Genomic DNA, 19,131 nt, shown 5'->3' with positions numbered 1-19,131 from the left:
GTTGCCGGCGTGACAGGCCGGTAGGAATATCAAGACACCGTGGCATGGCGGATCTCATGCTGCAATGCGAAGCTTGTCGCAGGAGGAGCCCGGCGCCGATGGTCGAAATCGTGAGAACCAGCGATCTCGTTCTGATCGGCTTCCTACAATCGTTGTTGGAAAACGCCAATATCCCCGTGCTCGTCGCCGATGCGCATATGAGCGCGCTGGAGGGCATGACCGGTGCTTTTCCAAGGCGAATCCTGGTTCCGGCAGATCATGAGGCTCAGGCGCGCCGCCTGATCCGCGAGGCGGGTCTCGATACCGAGCTGCGACATGCTTGAGACGACGACCGATTCGCTCCTCGACGGGCATGTGTCCCTGATACAGCCGCGAAAGGGCCATCGCGCCGGGTCGGATGCGGTGCTGCTCGCGGCGGCAGCGAGGGTCGAGGCGGGCGATCGGGTGGTCGATGTGGGAGCCTCCACGGGCGCGGTCGGCCTCATGGTGGCGGCCCGGGAGAAAAACGCCAGCTATGTCTTCGTGGAGCGCGATCCCGAGCTTGCGGAACTCTGCCGGCGCAATTGCCAGGACAATGGAGTTGCCGGAGAGGTGGCGGTCGTGGACGTCCTCGACCGGGCGGCGCGCGGCGCCGCCGGCCTCCATCCCGAGAGTGCCGATCTCGTTCTCACCAACCCGCCCTTTCTGGAGGAGGGGCGGGCCCGCCTGTCTCCCGACCGGGGGAGGGCGGCCGCGCACGCACTCCCTGCCGGAGGGTTGGAAGCGTGGGTTCGAACCTGCATCGGCCTTCTCAAGCCGAAGGGACGGTTCGTGCTCATCCATAGAGCCGACCGGGTCGCGGGATGCCTGGAAGCGATCGGCGGAAGGCTCGGCGGCCTGCAGATCCGGTGCGTTCACCCGACCTTCGAGCAGCCGGCGATTCGGGTCCTTCTCTCGGGCACGAAGGGCAGCAGGACCCCGCTGACGATCGCGCCGCCGCTGGTGCTGCACGATTCAATAGGGCGGTTCACGCCGCTCGCAGACGCCATCCATCGCGGCGAGGCCACGCTCCCATGAACACGCTCCCATGAAAAAGGGCGCCCGAAGGCGCCCTATCCGGCGTGCTTGCAAGACTGGCTCAGCGGCAGATCCGAACCGGTCGCGTCACCCAGCGATAGCCGTTCCACACCCGCTCCGGGCGGACCCAGCAGCGCGCAACGGGGCGGTAGGGCCGGCCATAATAGCCATACCGCGGCGGTGGACGGTGCCAGCGGCGATAATAGCCACGCGGTGGTCCGTAATACTGAACGGTCTCGACGAAGGGACCCCCATGGTAGCCGGGATTATAGGGCAGAGCCGAGGCGGGCTGGGCGGTGACTGCTGCACCGAACCCCAGGGCCGCCACGCCAAAAAGGCCGTAAAGAAATCGACGCATGTGAATCTCCTTGCTCGGGCACTTCATCGGCCCGTTACAGAGTTGCGAACGGGGCTGTTCTAGGACCTAATGTTTAAGGGAGCCTAACTGAACGCAGGCCGACAGGTTCCCTAAAGGAATGTTCATCTTGGCCACATCCGGGGCATCGGATGGCGCTTTTGATTCCGTCGCACTACATGGGACCTCATGACTCAAGATTCCCTGATCTCGCGCCTGCCCGAACGGCTTCAGTTCCTCATTCCCGCCCGGTTCCGGGTCCGCCGACCCCAGGTGGCGGTGGTGAGGCTGTCGGGGACCATCGGCGCCATGATGCCTCTGCGGCCGGGGCTCTCCATCGCCAGTGTCGCTCCGGTGCTGGAGCGCGCCTTTGCCATGCCCGGGGCCAAGGCGGTGGCGATCGTGGTGAATTCACCCGGCGGATCGCCGGCCCAGTCGCACCTCATCTTCAGGCGCATTCGTGCCCTGGCGGAGGAGAAGAAGCTGCCGGTCTATGCCTTCGTGGAGGACGCCGCGGCATCGGGCGGCTACATGATCGCCTGCGCAGCCGACGAGATCTTCGCCGACCCGTCCTCGATCCTCGGCTCGATCGGAGTCGTTTCCGCCGGCTTCGGGTTCGACCGGCTGATCGAGCGCTTCGGGATCGAGCGGCGCGTCTACACGGCCGGCGAGAAGAAGGCGATGCTCGATCCCTTCCAGCCGGAGGACCCGCGGGATGTCGAGCGCCTGAAGGACCTCCAGCGGGAGATCCACGACGTCTTCGTGGGCCTCGTCCGTTCCCGCCGCGGCGCGAAGCTCGACGAGAGCAACGGCGACCTTTTCTCGGGCGCCTTCTGGGTCGGCGAGCCAGCCGTCCGCCTCGGACTCGCGGATGGCATCGGGGATATCCGCACGATCATGCGCCTGCGCTTCGGCGAGAAGGTTCAACTGCGGATGGTCGAGCCACCGAGGCCGCCGCTCCTCGGCCGTCTGCTCGGCCGCCGTGCTCTCGGCGAGACAAGCCTGGTCGACCCGGCCGCGATGCTGGATGTGCTGGAGGAGCGGGCCGCCTGGGCAAGGCTGGGGCTTTAGTGCCATCCCTGCCATTCCGGGGCGAGCGGTGCGAGGGCCCGGAACCCATAAACGCTCAGGATGCGGGATAGAGAGCGGCGACAGCCGCCGCTCTTTATCCTGGACCCTCCGCGGTGATGGGTCTCCCACTTCGCGTGGCCGTGCGGGCTGGGCTCCACGGCGCGGCCCCGGACTGGCCTGGGGGTCGATGAGAGGGAAAGCCCAACCCTTGACTTGCGCCGCCCTGCATCCCAAGGGTTCGGCTCGCAATCAGCAAGACCGGACGCCGACATGACGAGCGATGAAGCGCATATGAATCCTGCGCGGTCCTTCCAGGGCCTCATCCTGACGCTCCAGCAATATTGGGCCAGCCAAGGCTGCGTCATTCTCCAACCCTATGACATGGAGATGGGCGCGGGCACCTTTCATCCGGCGACGACCCTGCGGGCCCTGGGGCCGAAGCCGTGGCGCGCGGCTTACGTGCAGCCCTCCCGCCGCCCGAAGGACGGGCGCTATGGGGAGAACCCCAACCGCCTCCAGCACTATTATCAGTTCCAGGTGATCCTGAAGCCGAACCCGCCGGACATCCAGGACCTCTATGTGAAGTCCCTGGAGGCCATCGGCATCGACACCGCTGTGCATGACATCCGCTTCGTCGAGGACGATTGGGAGAGCCCGACGCTGGGCGCCTGGGGGCTCGGCTGGGAATGCTGGTGCGACGGCATGGAGGTGTCCCAGTTCACCTACTTCCAGCAGGTGGCGGGCTTCGAGGTCGCGCCCGTGGCGGGCGAATTGACCTATGGGCTCGAGCGCCTCGCCATGTATCTCCAGGGCGTCGAGTCGATCTACGACCTCAACTTCAATGGCCGTGACGGCGATGAGAAGGTGACCTATGGGGACATCTTCAAGCAGGCCGAGCAGGAATATTCCCGGCACAATTTCGAGTATGCCGATACGGAGATGCTGTTCCGCCAGTTCCGCGACGCGGAGGCCGCCTGCCGCAAGTATCTGGCCGACGGCGAGCCCAAGCCCGGTGCGAACGACCAGCGTCACCTCATGGCCCAGCCCGCCTACGATCAGGCGATCAAGGCGAGCCATGTCTTCAACCTGCTCGATGCGCGGGGCGTGATTTCCGTTACGGAACGTCAGAGCTACATCCTGCGCGTCCGCGAACTCGCCAAGGCCTGCGGCGCGGCGTGGCTGAAGACCGAGGGCGGGGGCGTCGTGACCGACCAGCCTGCTGCCCAAGCCCACCAGTCCTGAGATCCAAATTCCCATGCCCGACCTTCTCCTCGAACTCTTCTCCGAAGAAATTCCCGCCCGGATGCAGCGGCGTGCCGCTGAGGATCTGAAGAAGCTCGTCACCGACGCGCTCGTGGAGCGGGGCTTCGTCTATGAGGGGGCACAGGCCTTCGCGACGCCGCGGCGGCTGGCGCTCAACATCGTCGGCCTGCCCGTGAAGGGGCAGGATGTACGCGAGGAGCGCAAGGGGCCCCGGGTCGGTGCGCCGGAGGCGGCGGTCCAGGGCTTCCTGAAGAGCGCGGGGCTGTCCTCCCTCGCCGAAGCCAGGATCGAGAAGGACCCGAAGAAGGGCGAGTTCTACGTGGCGCTGATCGAGCGTCCGGGACGTCCGACGCAGGACGTGCTGGCGGAGATCATTCCGCAGATCGTCAGGACCTTCCCGTGGCCGAAATCCATGCGCTGGGGCGCGGCCTCCCGTGAGCCGGGCTCGCTGCGCTGGGTTCGTCCCCTCAAATCCATCCTCTGCACCTTCGGCCCCGAGACGGAGGAGCCGGAGGTGGTGCGTTTCGAGGTCGATGGGATTGCCTCGGCAGACGTGACCTACGGCCACCGGTTCCTCGCGCCGGGGTCGATCAGGGTGCGCCGCTACGACGATTACGCGCCGTCCCTCGAACGGGCCAAGGTCGTGCTCGATGCGGAGCGCCGCAAGGACATCATCCTGCACGACGCCCGCGACCTCGCCTTCGCGCAGGGTCTCGAACTCGTCGAGGACGAGGGCCTGCTGGAGGAGGTCGCTGGCCTCGTGGAATGGCCGGTGGTGCTGATGGGTTCCTTCGACGAAGCCTTCCTCGACATCCCGCCGGAGGTGATCCGCACCACGATCCGCGCCAACCAGAAATGCTTCGTGCTGTTCGACCCGCGCACCGACAAGCTCGCGAACAGGTTCGTGCTCGTTTCGAATCTCGTGGCGAAGGACGACGGAAGGACCATCGTCGGCGGCAACGAGCGCGTGGTGCGGGCACGGCTCTCCGACGCCAAGTTCTTCTGGGAAACGGACCAGAGGGTGAAGCTGGAAGACCGGCTCGAAAAGCTGAAGAGCATCGTCTTCCACGAGAAGCTCGGCACGCAATACGAGCGCGTGGAACGGATTGCGGTCCTTTCGAAGGAACTCGCGCCCATCGTCGGCGCCGAGCCTGTCCAGGCCGAGCGCGCGGCGCGCCTCGCCAAGGCCGACCTCGTCACCGAGATGGTGGGAGAATTCCCCGAGTTGCAGGGTCTCATGGGCCGCTACTACGCGGCGATCCAGGGCGAACCCGTCAGCGTCGCATCGGCCATCGAGGAGCATTACAAGCCCCTCGGCCCCTCCGACCGCGTGCCGACCGATCCGGTTTCCGTCTCTGTCGCCGTGGCGGACAAGCTCGATACTCTCGTGGGCTTCTGGGCGATCGACGAGAAGCCGACGGGATCGAAGGATCCTTATGCGCTGCGCCGCGCCGCCCTCGGAATCATTCGCCTGGTCGTTGAAAATAGGCTTCGTTTGAATGCACTTGGTCTGTTCGAAGGAGGGCTGCAGCTCTATCGCAATCAGAGAGAGCAGGGCTTCGGTGCTGACTTCGATGCGAAGGACCTTCTCTCCTTCTTCGCCGACCGCCTGAAAGTCTATCTCCGAGACCAGGGAGCGCGGCACGATCTCATCGATGCGGTGTTCGCGCTTCCGGGGCAGGACGACCTGCTCATGATCGTCCGGCGCGTCGAGGCCCTCGGGAACTTCCTCGACACGGAGGATGGCGCCAATCTTCTCGCCGGCTTCCGCCGCGCGGCGAACATTCTTCGCATCGAGGAAAAGAAGGACGGGCGCCCCTATGCCGAGGCGCCGAACCGCGACCTCATCCATGAGCGCGGATTGCCCGAGGAGAAGGTTCTGCTCGAGGTCCTCGATGCCGCCTCCGCCCATGCTCGCGAGCATGTGATGCGTGAGGATTTCGAGGGCGCGATGCGGGCCCTGGCCGAGCTTCGCCCGGCTGTGGACGCATTCTTCGACAAGGTGACGGTGAATGCCGAGGATCCGGACCTCCGCGGGAACCGTTTGCGGCTTCTCAATGCCATCCGCGAGGCAACGCGCACGGTGGCGGATTTCTCGCGTATCGAGGGATGAGGGTACATTCTCCCCTGGATGTTGCATGGAGGGCACAGCATTGCGGGCTGCTTCGCGTTAGGCAGGCCCCAACTCCGTTCCCAAGTTTCAAGAAAAGACCGATGATGTTTCGTCGCTTTCTGCTCGGCGCTCTGATGAGCGTGTCCCTCGCTGCCTGCCAGAGCGTCCAGACCCCGCCGCAGGCCGCCGCCGAAGCCGACCCCTATGCAGGCTGGTATGTGGGGGTCGCGCCCGACAAGCCCTACGACATTCCCCTGGTCGACCGCAGAAGGATGGACGCGAAGTACGCGCGCCAGACCGTGGAGTACAAGGGCCCCGAGAAGCCGGGCAGTATCGTCGTCGATATCGACGAGCGCGTGCTCTATCTGGTGCAGCCGGACAACAAGGCCGTCCGCTACGGCGTCGGCGTCGGCAAGCAGGGCTTCTCGTGGAAGGGTGTTGCGTCGGTTGGCCGCAAGGGCGTCTGGCCAGCCTGGTCGCCGACCAAGACCATGGTCAGCATCAAGCCAGACCTGCCGCGCTACCGCGAGGCCGGCCTGGACAACCCGCTCGGTGCCCGCGCCCTCTATCTCTACCAGGACGGCCGCGACATTCTCTTCCGTATCCACGGCACCAACGAGCCCTGGAGCATCGGCGAGCAAGTGTCTTCAGGCTGCGTGCGCATGCTGAACGAGGACGTCGCCGATCTCTACGAGCGCGTTCCTGTTGGCACCACCGTCTATGTGAAGCGCAACGGCCGCTACCGCGTCTGACGCGCAACCGTCGTTCCGGATCCCGATCCGCCGGTGCAGTTCGCGCCGGCGGATTTTTTTGCGGATACGGAGGGAGGAAGATCACTTGCCGTTTTATCTGTGTTGTTTGTTGCAGGATTAAGTATGAAATAGTTCGAATGACGGTGGATTTGTCCGGCGCTGTGCGTGGCACATCGAAAAATGCCTGTCTCTTTCCAAGGGACTGACAAGACACAGGAATTTCATTCTATCGACCATTGTCGGGTCCAGGAACCTTGGCTGTTCAGGTTGCGTTTTGGTTTGGCATGCTTCAAGCCAGCACCTGCATGACGGCAGGTCAGGTAAGCCAAAGGGTCGAACGATGACGAAGTGGGTCTATTCCTTCGGTGACGGCAAGGCTGAGGGCGAGGCGGGGATGAAGAACCTGCTTGGCGGCAAGGGCGCCAATCTCGCCGAGATGTCCAATCTGGGCCTTCCCGTCCCGCCGGGCTTCACGATCACCACCGAAGTCTGCACCTACTATTACGACCATTCCCGATCCTATCCGCCGGAGCTGAAGCAGGACGTCGACAAGGCCCTGGCCTTCGTCGGGCGCCTCACGGGCCGCACCTTCGGCGATGCCGAGAATCCGCTCCTGGTCTCGGTCCGCTCCGGCGCCAGGGCGTCCATGCCGGGCATGATGGACACCGTCCTCAATCTCGGTCTCAACGATCTGACCGTCGAGGCCCTCGCCCGGGGCGCGGGCGACGAGCGCTTCGCCTACGATTCCTATCGCCGCTTCATCACCATGTATTCCAACGTGGTGATGGGGATCGACCACCACCATTTCGAGGAGGCCCTCGACGAGTACAAGGACCGGCGCGGCTATACCCTCGACACGGATCTGACCGCCGACGACTGGAAGGCGCTGATCCCACGCTACAAGGCGATCGTCGAGAAGGAGCTGGGCAGGCCCTTCCCGCAGGAGCCTGAGGAGCAGCTCTGGGGCGCCATCGGGGCGGTGTTCGGCTCCTGGATGAACAACCGCGCGAACAAGTATCGCGAACTCCACGGCATTCCGGCGAGCTGGGGCACGGCGGTCAACGTCCAGGCCATGGTCTTCGGCAACATGGGCGAGACGTCCGCGACCGGCGTCGCCTTCACCCGCAATCCCTCGACCGGCGAGAAGGAGCTCTACGGCGAGTTCCTGATCAATGCCCAGGGCGAGGACGTGGTGGCCGGCATCCGCACGCCACAGGACATCACCGAGAAGGCGCGCGTCGCGTCAGGCTCCGACAAGCCCTCGATGGAGCGGGCGATGCCGGACGCGTATCACGAGCTCGTGCGCATCTACGGCATTCTCGAAAAGCACTACCGTGACATGCAGGACATGGAATTCACGGTCGAGAAAGGCAAGCTCTGGATGCTCCAGACCCGCAACGGCAAGCGCACGGCGAAAGCCGCCCTGCGCATCGCGGTGGAGCTGGCCTCCGAGGGGCTGATCACGCAGGAGGAGGCGATCAACCGCGTCGAGCCCGCCGCCCTCGATCAGCTGCTCCACCCGACCATCGATCCCAAGGCGGATCGCAAGATCCTCGCGATGGGGCTGCCGGCGTCGCCGGGCGCCGCTTCCGGCGAGATCGTGTTCAATTCCGAGGATGCGGAAGCCGCGAAGAAGGCGGGCCGCAAGGTCATCCTCGTGCGCATCGAGACCTCGCCGGAAGACATCCATGGCATGCATGCGGCGGAGGGCATTCTCACCACCCGTGGCGGTATGACCTCCCACGCGGCAGTGGTCGCGCGCGGCATGGGCAAGCCCTGCGTATCCGGTGCCGGCTCGATCCGGGTCGACTACAATGCCGAGACCATGACGGTCGCGGGCCAGAGCCTCAAAAAGGGCGATATCATCACTGTCGATGGCGGCAACGGCCAGGTGCTCCTCGGGCAGGTGAAGATGCTGGAGCCCGAGCTGTCGGGCGAGTTCGCCACCCTCATGGGCTGGGCCGACAAGGTCCGCCGCATGAAGGTCCGCGCCAACGCGGAGACGCCGCTCGATGCGCGGACCGCGCGCAATTTTGGCGCGGAGGGGATCGGCCTCTGCCGCACGGAGCACATGTTCTTCGAGGGCGACCGCATCGTCGCGGTGCGCGAGATGATCCTGTCGGACGACGAGGCCGGGCGTCGTGCGGCGCTGGCGAAACTGCTGCCGATGCAGCGCGCCGATTTCGTCGAACTGTTCACCATCATGAGCGGGCTTCCGGTGACGATCCGTCTCCTCGATCCGCCGCTGCACGAGTTCCTGCCGCACACGGATGCGGAGATGGAGGAAGTGGCGCGGGCGATGAATGCCTCGGTGGACAAGCTGAAGCGCCGCGCCGTCGAACTGCACGAATTCAATCCGATGCTCGGCTTCCGCGGCTGCCGTCTCGCGGTCGCCTATCCGGAAATCGCCGAGATGCAGGCCCGCGCCATTCTCGAGGCGGCGGTCGAGGCGGGTCGCGCCACGGGCAAGCCGATCGTGCCGGAAATCATGGTGCCGCTCGTGATGACGAAAGCGGAACTCGACCTGGTGAAGGCGCGCATCGTCGCCATGGCGGAAGCAGTCGCCAAGGAGACCGGCGTCAGCGTGGAATATCAGGTCGGCACGATGATCGAGCTGCCCCGCGCGGCCCTGCGGGCCGAGGACATCGCCAAGACGGCGGAGTTCTTCTCGTTTGGCACCAACGACCTGACGCAGACCGCGCTCGGCATCTCCCGCGACGATGCCGCGTCCTTCCTGGGTTCCTATACGCAGAAAGGCATTCTCCCCGCCGATCCCTTCGTCACCATCGACCAGGATGGCGTCGGCGAGTTGATCCGGATTGCGGCGGAGCGTGGACGCAAGGCGCGCAACGGCATCAAGCTCGGGATCTGCGGCGAGCACGGCGGCGATCCCGCCTCGATCCATTTCTGCCAGAGCGTCGGTCTCGACTACGTGTCCTGCTCGCCTTATCGCGTGCCGATCGCACGCCTTGCCGCCGCGCAGGCGGCACTGGGCAGCCAGGCGGCGAGTCAGGCTTAATCGCAGTGGCTTTGTCCGGCAGCAGGATCCTTTATCTGGCCGCGATGCTCGTCTCGGGCATCGCGATCGGTCTAATCGTGCAGCAGCGGCCTGAACTGAGGCATGCCGCCATTGCACCTCTCGTGTGGCCCTTCCTCGTCTCGCTCGTGCTGGACATTGCCCTGAGGCAAGCCGCCGCGCAGGGCCGGGCGGAGCCGCTCACCATGGGCGACCGCTTCGTAGGGGTCTTCGGCGCGGGCCTTATCGTCACTCTCTTTTGACGGCTTTCCAGAACGAGGAGCACGCATGTACAAGGGCTCATGCCATTGCGGGAAGGTGGCCTTCGAGGTCGAGGCCGGACTCGACCAGGTGATGGAGTGCAACTGCTCCCACTGCAGCCGCAAAGGCTATCTGCTGACCTTCGTCCCACGCACCGCCCTGATCGTGACGCAAGGGGAGGGTGATCTCTCCACCTATACGTTCAACAAGCACGCCATCCGCCACCGGTTCTGCTCCACATGCGGCTGTGCGCCCTTTGCCGAAGGCCGCAAGCCGACGGGCGAGGAGACGGCGGCGATCAACGTGCGCTGCCTCGAAGGCTTCGACGTGAAGGACGTCAAACCGATCCCGGTGGATGGACGCAGCTTCTGAAGCGTCTGCTGCCGGGTGTGGCATCGCACGGGCAGGTTTGTCTGTCGGTTGAATTGTTATATAATGGCATTTAAGTTGGGCATTGCATCTCCATGAGTCAAGGCATGGAGAGTCATCGCAGCGATCAAGCATGAGGCCGAAGGGCCTTTTTCTGAAAGATCACGATGCCGCAAGGTCTCGGCACCCAAAAGGACATTGCGTTCCATCGCCCCATGGCGAGCCCTTCCCGGATCGGCGATTCCGGCCGATCGGTTCCCGGCGCGACGGAGGTGCTGGCCGCCCTCGGGCAGGCGACCGGGTTCCTGTGCGTCCTCCAAGGGCCGATGCACACCATCGTCTGGACGAATGCGGCCTTCGGCCGGTTGAGCGCGCACGGAGTGACCGGTGTCGCGCTTACGGACCTGCCCTTTGCCTCCTGCCCGAGGTTCGTCGAGGCCCTGGACCGGGCCTATGCCGGTGGCGGCCCCTTTACCCTTCAGGATGTGCCGATCGTCGTTCAACCCGAGCCGGATGCCCTTGAGGAACAGCACTTCGTCGATTTTTCCGGCCGGGCGATCCTGAGCCAGGAGGGAAGCGTCGAGGGCGTCGTCCTCCAGGGCGTCGATGTGACGGACCGTGTCCGGGCGGCACAGCTTCTCAAGGCGAGCAGCGACCGTGCCGATCACATCCTCAACCTGCTCGGTGATGGCTTCGTGGCTTTCGACAGGGAGTTCCGGGTCGTAAAGCTCAATCCGGCCGCCCTGCAATATGACGGGCGCGAAGAGCATGAAATCCTGGGCAAGACCCATTGGGACGCGTGGCCGACCTCCGCCGGGTCCTTTCTGGAGGACGCCTACCGGCGCTGCCTCGCTGAGCAGGTCCCCGTCTCCGTCGTCCGGCGCTACCTGGGCTTCGGCAAGGATCGCTGGCTGGAACTGCGCATCTGCCCCGTGCCGAGCGGGATCGTCAGCTTCTTCAGGGACATCACGGAGCGCAAGGTCGCCGAGGAGGCTCTGCGGGCCAGTGAGGAGCGCTTCCGCGCCCTTGTGGAGGCGGTGCCGCATCAGGTCTGGGAAGCCGGCGAGAGCGGCAAGGCGGAATGGTTCAACGGCCGCTTCTATGACTATACCGGTGCGTCGGCCGACGAACTCGCGAACGGTGCCTGGAAGACCGTCATTCATCCCGACGATCTCGAAAAGACCGCCGAGGCCTGGAAGCAGGCAGTCGGAAACGGCACCATCTTCGAAAGCGAATTCAGACTCAGGCGCAAGAGCGACCACGCCTATCGCTGGTTTCTGTCGAAGGGCGTGCCCATCCACGATTCCGAGGGCAAGGTCATCCGCTGGATCGGGACCAACACGGATATCCACGACCAGAATGTCGCCGCTCAGGAGCTCGAGGCGATGAATGCCCGCCTCGAGGAAAGAGTCGTGGAGCGCACGCGCGAGCGCGACCGGATGTGGCGTTTGTCCACCGACCTGATGATCGTGATCGACGCGCAGGGACACATCGCAGCCGCAAATCCTGCCTGGAAAGCCCTGCTTTCATGGGACGAGAGCGACCTCGCCGGCACGCGCTTCTCCCAGCTTCTTCACCCGGACGAAAAGGAGAGCATCAGCCTGAGCGGCACGGGCGATGGTGTGGGCCCCTTGCGTCATGAAAACCGTATCCGCCACAAGGATGGTTCCTTCCGATGGATCTCCTGGACCGTCGTTTCCGACGAAGGCTATGTCCACGCAATCGGCCGCGACATCACCGCGGAGCGCGAGGCGGCGCAGGCCCTGCTTCAGGCCGAGGAAGCCTTGCGGCAATCCCAGAAGATGGAGGCGGTCGGGCAGCTCACCGGCGGCATCGCCCATGACTTCAACAATCTCCTGACCGGCGTTATCGGAAGCCTGGACCTCATCCGGACGCGGATCGCCCAGGACAGGAGTGACCAGATCGGGCGCTATATCGAGGCGGCCCTGTCCTCGGCCAAACGGGCCGCAGCCCTGACGCATCGTCTGCTCGCCTTTTCGCGGCGCCAGCCGCTGGATCCCAAGCCCGTCGACGCCAACATGCTGATCGTGTCGATGGCGGAGCTCCTCCGTGGAACCGCGAAGGAACGGATCGAAATCGCGGAGCGGTTCTCCAAAACGCTCTGGCTGACCCATTGCGATGCAAATCAGCTGGAGAATGCCGTCCTCAATCTCGTCATCAATGCCCGGGACGCAATGCCGGGTGGCGGCCATATCGTCATCGAGACGGCGAACCTTTCCATCGACGACGAATGGGCCGCCATGCAGCACGGCATGGCGCTCGGGCAATACGTGTCCTTGTCGGTCACCGACAACGGGTCCGGCATGTCCGACGATGTGATCGGGAAAGTGTTCGAACCCTTCTTCACCACGAAGCCCCTGGGGCAGGGCACCGGTCTTGGATTGTCGATGGTGTATGGCTTCGTCAAGCAGTCCGGCGGTCATGTGCGGATACAGTCGGAACTCGGCCGCGGCACCACCGTGACGATCTGTCTGCCCCGCTATGTCGGCGCCGGTTCACCGGCATGCGAGACTGTGGATGTCGTCGATGACAACCGCACGACCGTCGGTGCGACAGTGCTCGTGGTCGAGGACGAGCCTGTCGTCCGCGCTCTGGTCGTCGAGATGCTTCAGGAGATGGGCTACCGTGTTCTCAGCGCCGCGGATGGGATCGAGGGGCTGGGTTATCTTGAGACGCCCGTGCCGGTCGATCTGCTTCTGACGGATGTGGGGCTTCCGGGACTGAACGGGAGGCAATTGGCCGACGCCGCTCTCGAACGGCGACCCCATCTGAAGGTCCTTTTCATGACCGGCTATGTTGAGAACAGCTTGCTGAGGGAGGGTTTCCTTGGTCCCGGCATGGAGGTGATCGCCAAGCCGCTCGCCTTCCATGCGCTGGGAGAAAAGATCGAGGCGATGATCCGTCGGACCTGACGGACCACCGCCGGCCGGCGGGACCGGCCTTTTCATCCGGCTGCGCGCGCCCCTTGCGAGCGCCGCAGGCCGACATACTGCAACTCCGCGTACATGAGGACTGCCAGTCCCTGTGCGACGACGAAGACAGTCCCCGCGCGGGTCGGCTCGATCCAGCCGCTGAAGAGCAGCAACAGACTGTCGATGGCCCAGATGGCGTTGCCGACCACGACTGCCCACACGATGACCCGAGGCAGGCGATCACGCAGACCGAGATAGCCCACGAAGGCCGCATAGGGGAGCAGGACGATGCCCGACACCCGCATCAAGGGAGCCGGAAGCCCGAGAACGGGTGCCATCGGGCCAGCGGCAAGCAGCATAAGGAGACCGAGGGCGGCGCTGGTGGCTGCATCCGCCATGAAGGCCTGACGCAGAAGCGCGGAGGGGGAAATGGTGGACATGGAAAGCTCCTTTTCGAACGATGTGTCGGGGTCCGTGACGATCCGGCCTTCCGCCGTCATCGCCTCAGCGACCGTGCCGCCATGTTCGTCGTCAGGGAGGGACTGGTCGATTACCTCTCAGGTCATGGAAGCGGATTGCCGCTTCGGCTATCGTTCTCCCATGAGCACATCTCACTCCACCATCGGCGACCACCTGCGCGACTGGCGACAGCGGCGGCGCATGAGCCAAATGGATCTCGCCCTCGAGGCGGACATCTCCACCCGCCACCTGAGCTTTCTCGAAACCGGGCGTTCGCAGCCGAGCCGGGAGATGGTCCTGCTTCTTGCCGACCAGCTCGAAATTCCTCTGCGTGAGCGCAACATCCTGCTCGTTGCCGCGGGGTACGCGCCGGTCTATTCCCACCGGCAGCTCGACGATCCAGCCCTGCAGGCTGCGCGGCAGGCGGTCGATCTGGTGCTCAAGGGGCACGAGCCCTTTCCAGCGCTTGCGGTCGATCGCCATTGGTCCCTGATCGCCGCCAACGGCGCGCTGATGCCGCTGGTCGGAAGCGTCGATCCGCTTCTCCTGAAGCCGCCCGTGAACGTGCTGCGTCTCAGCCTTCACCCGGCCGGACTGGCGCCACGCATCGCCAATTTCTCAGAATGGCGCGACCACATCCTGACGCGCCTGCATCATCAGGTGGATGTGACCGCCGATGCGACGCTGATAAAGCTGATGGACGAATTGCGCGCCTATCCGACGCCAGGCGGCGCGTCGCGCGCGCCTCATCCCCGCCAGGACTACGCGGGAGTCCTCGTGCCTCTTCAGCTCCGGTCGGATGATGGCATGCTCACACTGTTCAGCACGACGACGGTTTTCGGCACGCCGGTCGATGTCACGCTCTCCGAGCTCGCCATCGAGGCCTTCTTCCCGGCGGATGCGGAGACCGCCGCGATATTGCGGAAAATGGCGATATCCTGAGCGTGACAAGCTTCGACTGTCAGTCCGGGGCGCCGCAGGCGAGTGGGGACCCATAGTCACCGCAATTGGAAGACAGGACGCGGCGGCAGCCGCCTTGTTTTATCCCGCATCGTCAACGGTGATGGGTCCCGGGCCCAGCGCTACGAGCTGCCCCGGAGTGACGGTGGGGATGTGTTCGGAATGACGGAGGCGGGCCTTTAACCCGGCATCAACCTTAATCGGCGATAACACCTGCTAGCCGGAGCAGCCTTCGCGGAGGCTCCTCGAGTGGGTTCTGGTAAGGTGTAGGTCGCGTGCGAGTTCGGTATCGTCGCTCCCGGGTGAGATGGATCTGCGTCACGACGGCGCCCTGGGCGCTCGCGGCCGGCCTTCTGGTCTCGTTCACGGCCTCTGCCAGCAACGATGTCAATTCCGGTTTCAGCTTCTCGACCCGCAGCCCCGTGACCCGCCTCACGGAGGCGGGGCTCATACCGCCCATCGGGGCCGCCGCCGCCCTTGCCGGCAAACTCGATCTCAGCCGGGACATTCTGCGGCGCACCCATCGCTACGATCTTCCCGAGAACGCGATCGTGCAGAGTGAGCCACCGCGTCCTGACATGAAGGCCGGCGCCGGCAGCTATCCTGTCGTCGAGCGCAGTCTCAAGGGTGCACGCGCCGCGCCGAGCCACGTCACACTTTCCGATCGGGCCCGCGAGCTTCACGCCAGCCTCACACCATCCGGATCGCGCCTCCTGTTCAGCCGCAACGAGAATCTCCTGCCCCCAACCATTCTCATGGAGGGCAAGCTCGAAGCACCCGAACTGGAGCCTCAGGGTTTCGAGCCCTGGCAGGCGCCGGAACTGACCACCACGCGGCAGGCGACCTCGATCCAGTCTCCGGCGGCGGCCGCCGCAGGCTCGACGGGTGCCGCGGCCAGCCCGACGACACCCTTCGTCAAGCGCGCCATCGTATTGTCCTCGACGACGCCCGCCCCAGCCGATGCGACGCCGATCGAGATCGCCGCCGCTCCTGTCTCCCGAATGGATAAGAATGGGGGCTTCGGCACCACGTCCATCGCCCGGTCGGACGACGATCGCCCGCGCTATGCCGATCTCATCGATCCGGACGACTTGAGCAAGGAGCAGCGCTGCCTGGCCGAAGCGGTGTACTTCGAGGCGCGGAGTGAATCCGAGGAGGGCCAGGCGGCCGTTGCCCAGGTGGTTCTGAACCGGGTGAAGAGCGGCCTCTATCCATCCTCGATCTGCGGCGTCGTCTATCAGAACCGGCACCGCCACCTGGCCTGTCAGTTCACCTTCGCCTGCGAGGGCAAGGCCCTGCGGGTGACGGAACCTGAGCCCTGGGATCGGGCCAAGCGGATCGCTGCCGCCGTGCTCGAGGGGAAGACCTATCTCGCCGATGTGGGCGGATCGACCCATTACCATGCCAGTTACGTAAGGCCTTACTGGGCCAAACGTCTCAAGAAGATGGACGTCATCGGCCGGCATGTTTTCTACAAGCTGCGGCCGGGACAGACCTGACCCTTCGGACGGTGTTTGCGGGCACGCGCCGAGCGACAGGAACTATTATAATGTTCCGCGATTGGGAGGTTGCAGGAACCCGCCATGGCCGCAGTGAAGGACGTTCCCGGGTCGGGCTACGGAAGTGCCTATATCGATTCCCTGGTCTGGGGCGGAAAGGCCTGGGACCCCGCCAAAGGCCCGATCAAGGTTCTTTTCGGAACCCGCGCGAATTTCGACGCCGCCAGCGCGCTTCACGGCCCCAGCCCGTATCTCACGAACCGGGCGGACGCACAGGCCTGGACCTCTGGGGAAACGGGTGTCTTCAAGGCAGCCCTGGCCGTCTATGCAAAGGTCTGCGGACTGACCTTTGCCCCGGCGCGCTCGGCTGCGGAGGCGGACATCGTCTGGTGGAAAGCGGAAATCTGGACCGGGTCGGCGGGCATCCACGAAATCCCCAACGACCGGCCGATCTGGGGGTATTTCAACCCGACCGACGACTGGAAGAACCTGCGCATCGGCGGCGATGGCCGCAATACCATCATGCATGAGATCGGGCACGGTGTCGGCCTCGCCCATCCTCATGACGGCGGATGGGAGGACGATGCCAGCCGCTTCCCGGGCGTCTCGAGCGCCCACGATACTGGCCGCAACGGTCTCAACCAGGGCATATGGACTGTCATGTCGTATAATTCCGGTTGGGCCCGGCGCGACCACGATGCGACCTATGGTGCCCAAGGAGCGCTCGGCGCCCTGGATATCGCGGCACTCCAGACGCTCTATGGTCCCAATCCCAATACGGCAAAAGGTGGAAACGTCTATTCCCTGCCGACCCGGAACGGCCCCGGCACCGGCTGGTCCTGCATCTGGGATGCGGGCGGGGGCGATACCATCAGCGCCCTCCATTCCCGTCAGGACGCAACCATCGACCTGCGGCCAGCCACCCTTCGCGCCAACGATCCCCACGCGGGGGGATTCGTCTCCGCCCAGTCCGGGACTGCGGGCGGCTATACGATCGCCAACGGCGTGACCATCGAGAATGCCCTCGGAGGGGCCGGGGACGATCTCATCCGGGGCAACGGGACAGCCAACCGCTTGCGCGGCCTGGCAGGGGACGATCGCTTGTACGGCTATGACGGCAATGACCGCCTCGAAGGCGGAGCCGGGCGGGATCTCCTTGCCGGCGGCAGGGGGCATGACACCTTCGTATTCGACACGAAGCCGAATGCCAGGACGAATGCGGACAGGATCGCCGATTTCCGACCCGGCGAGGATACGATCCGCCTCGACGACCGGATCTTCCGGTCATTGCGCCCCGGCGCGCTCGACGAAGACGCGTTTCACAAGGGCGCGAAGGCTTCCGATCCCGAGGACCATGTCCTCTACAACGGCAGGACCGGCGCTCTTTGGTACGATCCCGATGGATCGGGCGCGCGGGCCCCGGTGCAGATCGCCGTTCTTTCGGCCAATCTTCTCCTGAGCCATCATGATTTCATGGTGATCTGAGGTCTCCGTCATCCCGGGCTGGACCTGGCAGATCATAGGAACACATAGACCCGGGTTCTCCGCGCCAACCGACGCGCCACCGGGAAGACACGAGCGTCGGAAGGCTTGCGAGCGCGCGGCCGAAGAGGCTGGCGGCCCGGCACCGGCTGCCGTCGACCCATCATGTTTCCTCATGGGTTGCGCAATGAACTTTCGATATTGCTCCAGTGCGGCCGGAGATAGTATCTGCGCCCCGCGCCGATTCCATCCGCCGAGGAACGACCATGTCCGCCCCTGCCGCCCGCTCCCGCTTCTCGCCGGAACTCATCGTTCTGTGCGGCTGCCTCATCGCCCTCATCACCTTCGGGCCGCGGGCCTCTTCGGGGTTGTTCCAGATCCCGATGACGGTCGAGTACGGCTGGGGCCGAGACGTCTTCGGCCTCGCCATCGCGGTGCAGAACCTGCTCTGGGGCCTCGGCCAGCCCTTCGCGGGGGCGGTCGCCGACCGATTCGGGGCATTCCGGGTGCTCTGTGTCGGCGCGATCCTCTATGCGCTCGGCCTCGTGGTCATGGCCAATGCCTCGTCTCCCGGCATGCTGCATCTCGGCGCAGGCGTCCTGATCGGGTTCGGCCTGTCCGGCTGCTCCTTCAACCTGGTGCTCGGCGCCTTCGGCAAGCTCCTGCCGGAATCCTGGCGCCCCATGGCCTTCGGCGCCGGCACCGCGGCCGGATCCTTCGGACAGTTCCTGTTCCCGCCCATCGGCAACCTGCTGATCGACTCCTTCGGCTGGCACCAGGCCCTCATGGTCTTCGCGGTCAGCGTCCTGCTCGTCCTGCCCCTGGCGGTCGCCCTCGCGACCCGGCCCGTGGAAGCGGCGGGCCAGGGCGGCCCTGCGCCGGTCCCCGGCCAGTCGATCCGTCAGGCGCTCTCGGAAGCCTTCCGCCACCGTTCCTATGTGCTGCTGGTTCTGGGCTTCTTCACCTGCGGCTTCCAGCTCGCCTTCATCACGGTCCACCTGCCGGCCTATCTGCGCGACGCCGGCCTCTCCGCCGCCGTCGGCGGCTGGACCCTCGCCGTCATCGGGCTGGCCAATGCCTTCGGGTCCCTCACGTCGGGCTGGCTCTCCACCCGCATGTCGAAGCGGTGGCTGCTGGCGTGGATCTATTTGGGGCGCGCCGTGGCCATCGCGGCGTTCATCCTGCTGCCCGCGACGCCCACCACCTCGATCGCTTTCGGCGTCGCCATCGGCCTGCTGTGGCTCTCGACCGTGCCGCCGACGTCATCCCTGGTGATGCTGATGTTCGGCACCCGCTACATGGCCATGCTCTACGGCTTCGCCTTCTTCTCCCACCAGGTCGGCGGGTTCCTCGGCGTCTGGCTGGGAGGCTTGCTCTACGAGGCTTATGGCAACTACACCTTCGTGTGGTGGCTCTCGATCGCGCTCGGCGTCGCTTCGGCCCTGATCAACCTGCCCATCAAGGAGAAGCCCGTCGAACGGTCCCTCGGATTGCAGCCGGCGGAGTGAGGCCGGTCGCATCCGGAGAAGCGCGAATCTTCCC

Annotated in this window: 16 protein-coding genes; 14 read left to right on the top strand and 2 right to left on the bottom strand. The window is 65.0% G+C overall.

All coding sequences use genetic code 11. The features are described from left to right. The first annotated feature begins 98 nt into the window (after positions 1-98). Both AC522E_RS14265 and AC522E_RS14260 read left to right on the top strand, forming a co-directional pair. Positions 99-323 carry a putative signal transducing protein gene (locus AC522E_RS14265; RefSeq protein ID WP_500746919.1) on the top strand — a complete coding sequence of 75 codons (225 nt, stop codon included), beginning with the start codon at positions 99-101 and terminating at the stop codon, positions 321-323. Continuing rightward, positions 316-1,056 carry a tRNA1(Val) (adenine(37)-N6)-methyltransferase gene (locus tag AC522E_RS14260; RefSeq protein WP_500746918.1) on the top strand — a complete coding sequence of 247 codons (741 nt, stop codon included), beginning with the start codon at positions 316-318 and terminating at the stop codon, positions 1,054-1,056. Before AC522E_RS14265 ends, AC522E_RS14260 begins: the two co-directional genes overlap by 8 nt. Positions 1,057-1,117: 61 nt before the next feature. Here the strand turns inward: AC522E_RS14260 and AC522E_RS14255 are convergent, their stop codons facing one another. Next, complete coding sequence (locus tag AC522E_RS14255) at positions 1,118-1,414, bottom strand: hypothetical protein (protein WP_500746917.1); 297 nt, start codon at positions 1,412-1,414, stop codon at positions 1,118-1,120. Between the two features lie 186 nt (positions 1,415-1,600). Between AC522E_RS14255 and AC522E_RS14250 the strand changes: the two genes are divergently transcribed. From AC522E_RS14250 to AC522E_RS14215, 8 genes are all read left to right on the top strand, one after another. Then, on the top strand, positions 1,601-2,482 hold the full coding sequence (locus AC522E_RS14250; RefSeq protein WP_500746916.1) for a S49 family peptidase: 882 nt from the start codon (positions 1,601-1,603) through the stop codon (positions 2,480-2,482). A gap of 270 nt (positions 2,483-2,752) precedes the next feature. Then, positions 2,753-3,724: a glycine--tRNA ligase subunit alpha gene (locus AC522E_RS14245; RefSeq protein WP_500746915.1), complete on the top strand. Its 972-nt coding sequence runs from the start codon at positions 2,753-2,755 to the stop codon at positions 3,722-3,724. 13 nt (positions 3,725-3,737) lie between these two features. Beyond that, complete coding sequence (glyS, locus tag AC522E_RS14240) at positions 3,738-5,858, top strand: glycine--tRNA ligase subunit beta (protein ID WP_500746914.1); 2,121 nt, start codon at positions 3,738-3,740, stop codon at positions 5,856-5,858. 101 nt (positions 5,859-5,959) lie between these two features. Next, entirely contained in the window at positions 5,960-6,610 is a 651-nt protein-coding gene (locus AC522E_RS14235; protein WP_500746913.1) for a L,D-transpeptidase, read from the top strand. Between the two features lie 340 nt (positions 6,611-6,950). Beyond that, complete coding sequence (ppdK, locus tag AC522E_RS14230) at positions 6,951-9,629, top strand: pyruvate, phosphate dikinase (RefSeq protein WP_500746912.1); 2,679 nt, start codon at positions 6,951-6,953, stop codon at positions 9,627-9,629. A gap of 5 nt (positions 9,630-9,634) precedes the next feature. After that, positions 9,635-9,889, top strand: a complete 255-nt coding sequence (locus tag AC522E_RS14225) for a hypothetical protein (protein WP_500746911.1) — start codon at positions 9,635-9,637, stop codon at positions 9,887-9,889. Between the two features lie 25 nt (positions 9,890-9,914). Beyond that, entirely contained in the window at positions 9,915-10,259 is a 345-nt protein-coding gene (locus AC522E_RS14220; protein WP_500746910.1) for a GFA family protein, read from the top strand. Positions 10,260-10,423: 164 nt separating this feature from the next. After that, a complete protein-coding gene (locus AC522E_RS14215) occupies positions 10,424-13,189 on the top strand; it encodes a hybrid sensor histidine kinase/response regulator (protein WP_500746909.1) in 2,766 nt (921 codons plus the stop codon). Positions 13,190-13,221: 32 nt separating this feature from the next. Here the strand turns inward: AC522E_RS14215 and AC522E_RS14210 are convergent, their stop codons facing one another. Then, positions 13,222-13,629: a hypothetical protein gene (locus AC522E_RS14210; protein ID WP_500746908.1), complete on the bottom strand. Its 408-nt coding sequence runs from the start codon at positions 13,627-13,629 to the stop codon at positions 13,222-13,224. Between the two features lie 160 nt (positions 13,630-13,789). Between AC522E_RS14210 and AC522E_RS14205 the strand changes: the two genes are divergently transcribed. The 4 genes from AC522E_RS14205 to AC522E_RS14190 all read left to right on the top strand — a co-directional run bounded on the left by AC522E_RS14205 (position 13,790) and on the right by AC522E_RS14190 (position 19,097). After that, the gene (locus AC522E_RS14205; RefSeq protein WP_500750700.1) at positions 13,790-14,590 is read left to right on the top strand and encodes a helix-turn-helix domain-containing protein; all 801 of its coding nucleotides are present in this window, start codon (positions 13,790-13,792) and stop codon (positions 14,588-14,590) included. A gap of 293 nt (positions 14,591-14,883) precedes the next feature. Beyond that, positions 14,884-16,107, top strand: a complete 1,224-nt coding sequence (locus tag AC522E_RS14200; RefSeq protein ID WP_500746907.1) for a cell wall hydrolase — start codon at positions 14,884-14,886, stop codon at positions 16,105-16,107. Positions 16,108-16,191: 84 nt separating this feature from the next. Continuing rightward, entirely contained in the window at positions 16,192-17,592 is a 1,401-nt protein-coding gene (locus AC522E_RS14195; protein ID WP_500746906.1) for a M10 family metallopeptidase C-terminal domain-containing protein, read from the top strand. A gap of 263 nt (positions 17,593-17,855) precedes the next feature. Further along, a complete protein-coding gene (locus AC522E_RS14190; protein ID WP_500746905.1) occupies positions 17,856-19,097 on the top strand; it encodes an MFS transporter in 1,242 nt (413 codons plus the stop codon). The last annotated feature ends 34 nt before the right edge of the window (positions 19,098-19,131 follow it).

Source organism: Microvirga sp. BF8, from assembly GCF_059888585.1.
This window is presented reverse-complemented; position numbering and strand designations above follow the sequence as displayed.

Coding starts and splice junctions, on each gene's coding strand:
- AC522E_RS14265 (WP_500746919.1), top strand. CDS start 99: ATGGTCGAAATCGTGAGAACCAGCGATCTCGTTCTGATCGGCTTCCTA.
- AC522E_RS14260 (WP_500746918.1), top strand. CDS start 316: ATGCTTGAGACGACGACCGATTCGCTCCTCGACGGGCATGTGTCCCTG.
- AC522E_RS14255 (WP_500746917.1), bottom strand. CDS start 1,414: ATGCGTCGATTTCTTTACGGCCTTTTTGGCGTGGCGGCCCTGGGGTTC.
- AC522E_RS14250 (WP_500746916.1), top strand. CDS start 1,601: ATGACTCAAGATTCCCTGATCTCGCGCCTGCCCGAACGGCTTCAGTTC.
- AC522E_RS14245 (WP_500746915.1), top strand. CDS start 2,753: ATGACGAGCGATGAAGCGCATATGAATCCTGCGCGGTCCTTCCAGGGC.
- glyS (WP_500746914.1), top strand. CDS start 3,738: ATGCCCGACCTTCTCCTCGAACTCTTCTCCGAAGAAATTCCCGCCCGG.
- AC522E_RS14235 (WP_500746913.1), top strand. CDS start 5,960: ATGATGTTTCGTCGCTTTCTGCTCGGCGCTCTGATGAGCGTGTCCCTC.
- ppdK (WP_500746912.1), top strand. CDS start 6,951: ATGACGAAGTGGGTCTATTCCTTCGGTGACGGCAAGGCTGAGGGCGAG.
- AC522E_RS14220 (WP_500746910.1), top strand. CDS start 9,915: ATGTACAAGGGCTCATGCCATTGCGGGAAGGTGGCCTTCGAGGTCGAG.
- AC522E_RS14215 (WP_500746909.1), top strand. CDS start 10,424: ATGCCGCAAGGTCTCGGCACCCAAAAGGACATTGCGTTCCATCGCCCC.
- AC522E_RS14210 (WP_500746908.1), bottom strand. CDS start 13,629: ATGTCCACCATTTCCCCCTCCGCGCTTCTGCGTCAGGCCTTCATGGCG.
- AC522E_RS14205 (WP_500750700.1), top strand. CDS start 13,790: ATGAGCACATCTCACTCCACCATCGGCGACCACCTGCGCGACTGGCGA.
- AC522E_RS14195 (WP_500746906.1), top strand. CDS start 16,192: ATGGCCGCAGTGAAGGACGTTCCCGGGTCGGGCTACGGAAGTGCCTAT.
- AC522E_RS14190 (WP_500746905.1), top strand. CDS start 17,856: ATGTCCGCCCCTGCCGCCCGCTCCCGCTTCTCGCCGGAACTCATCGTT.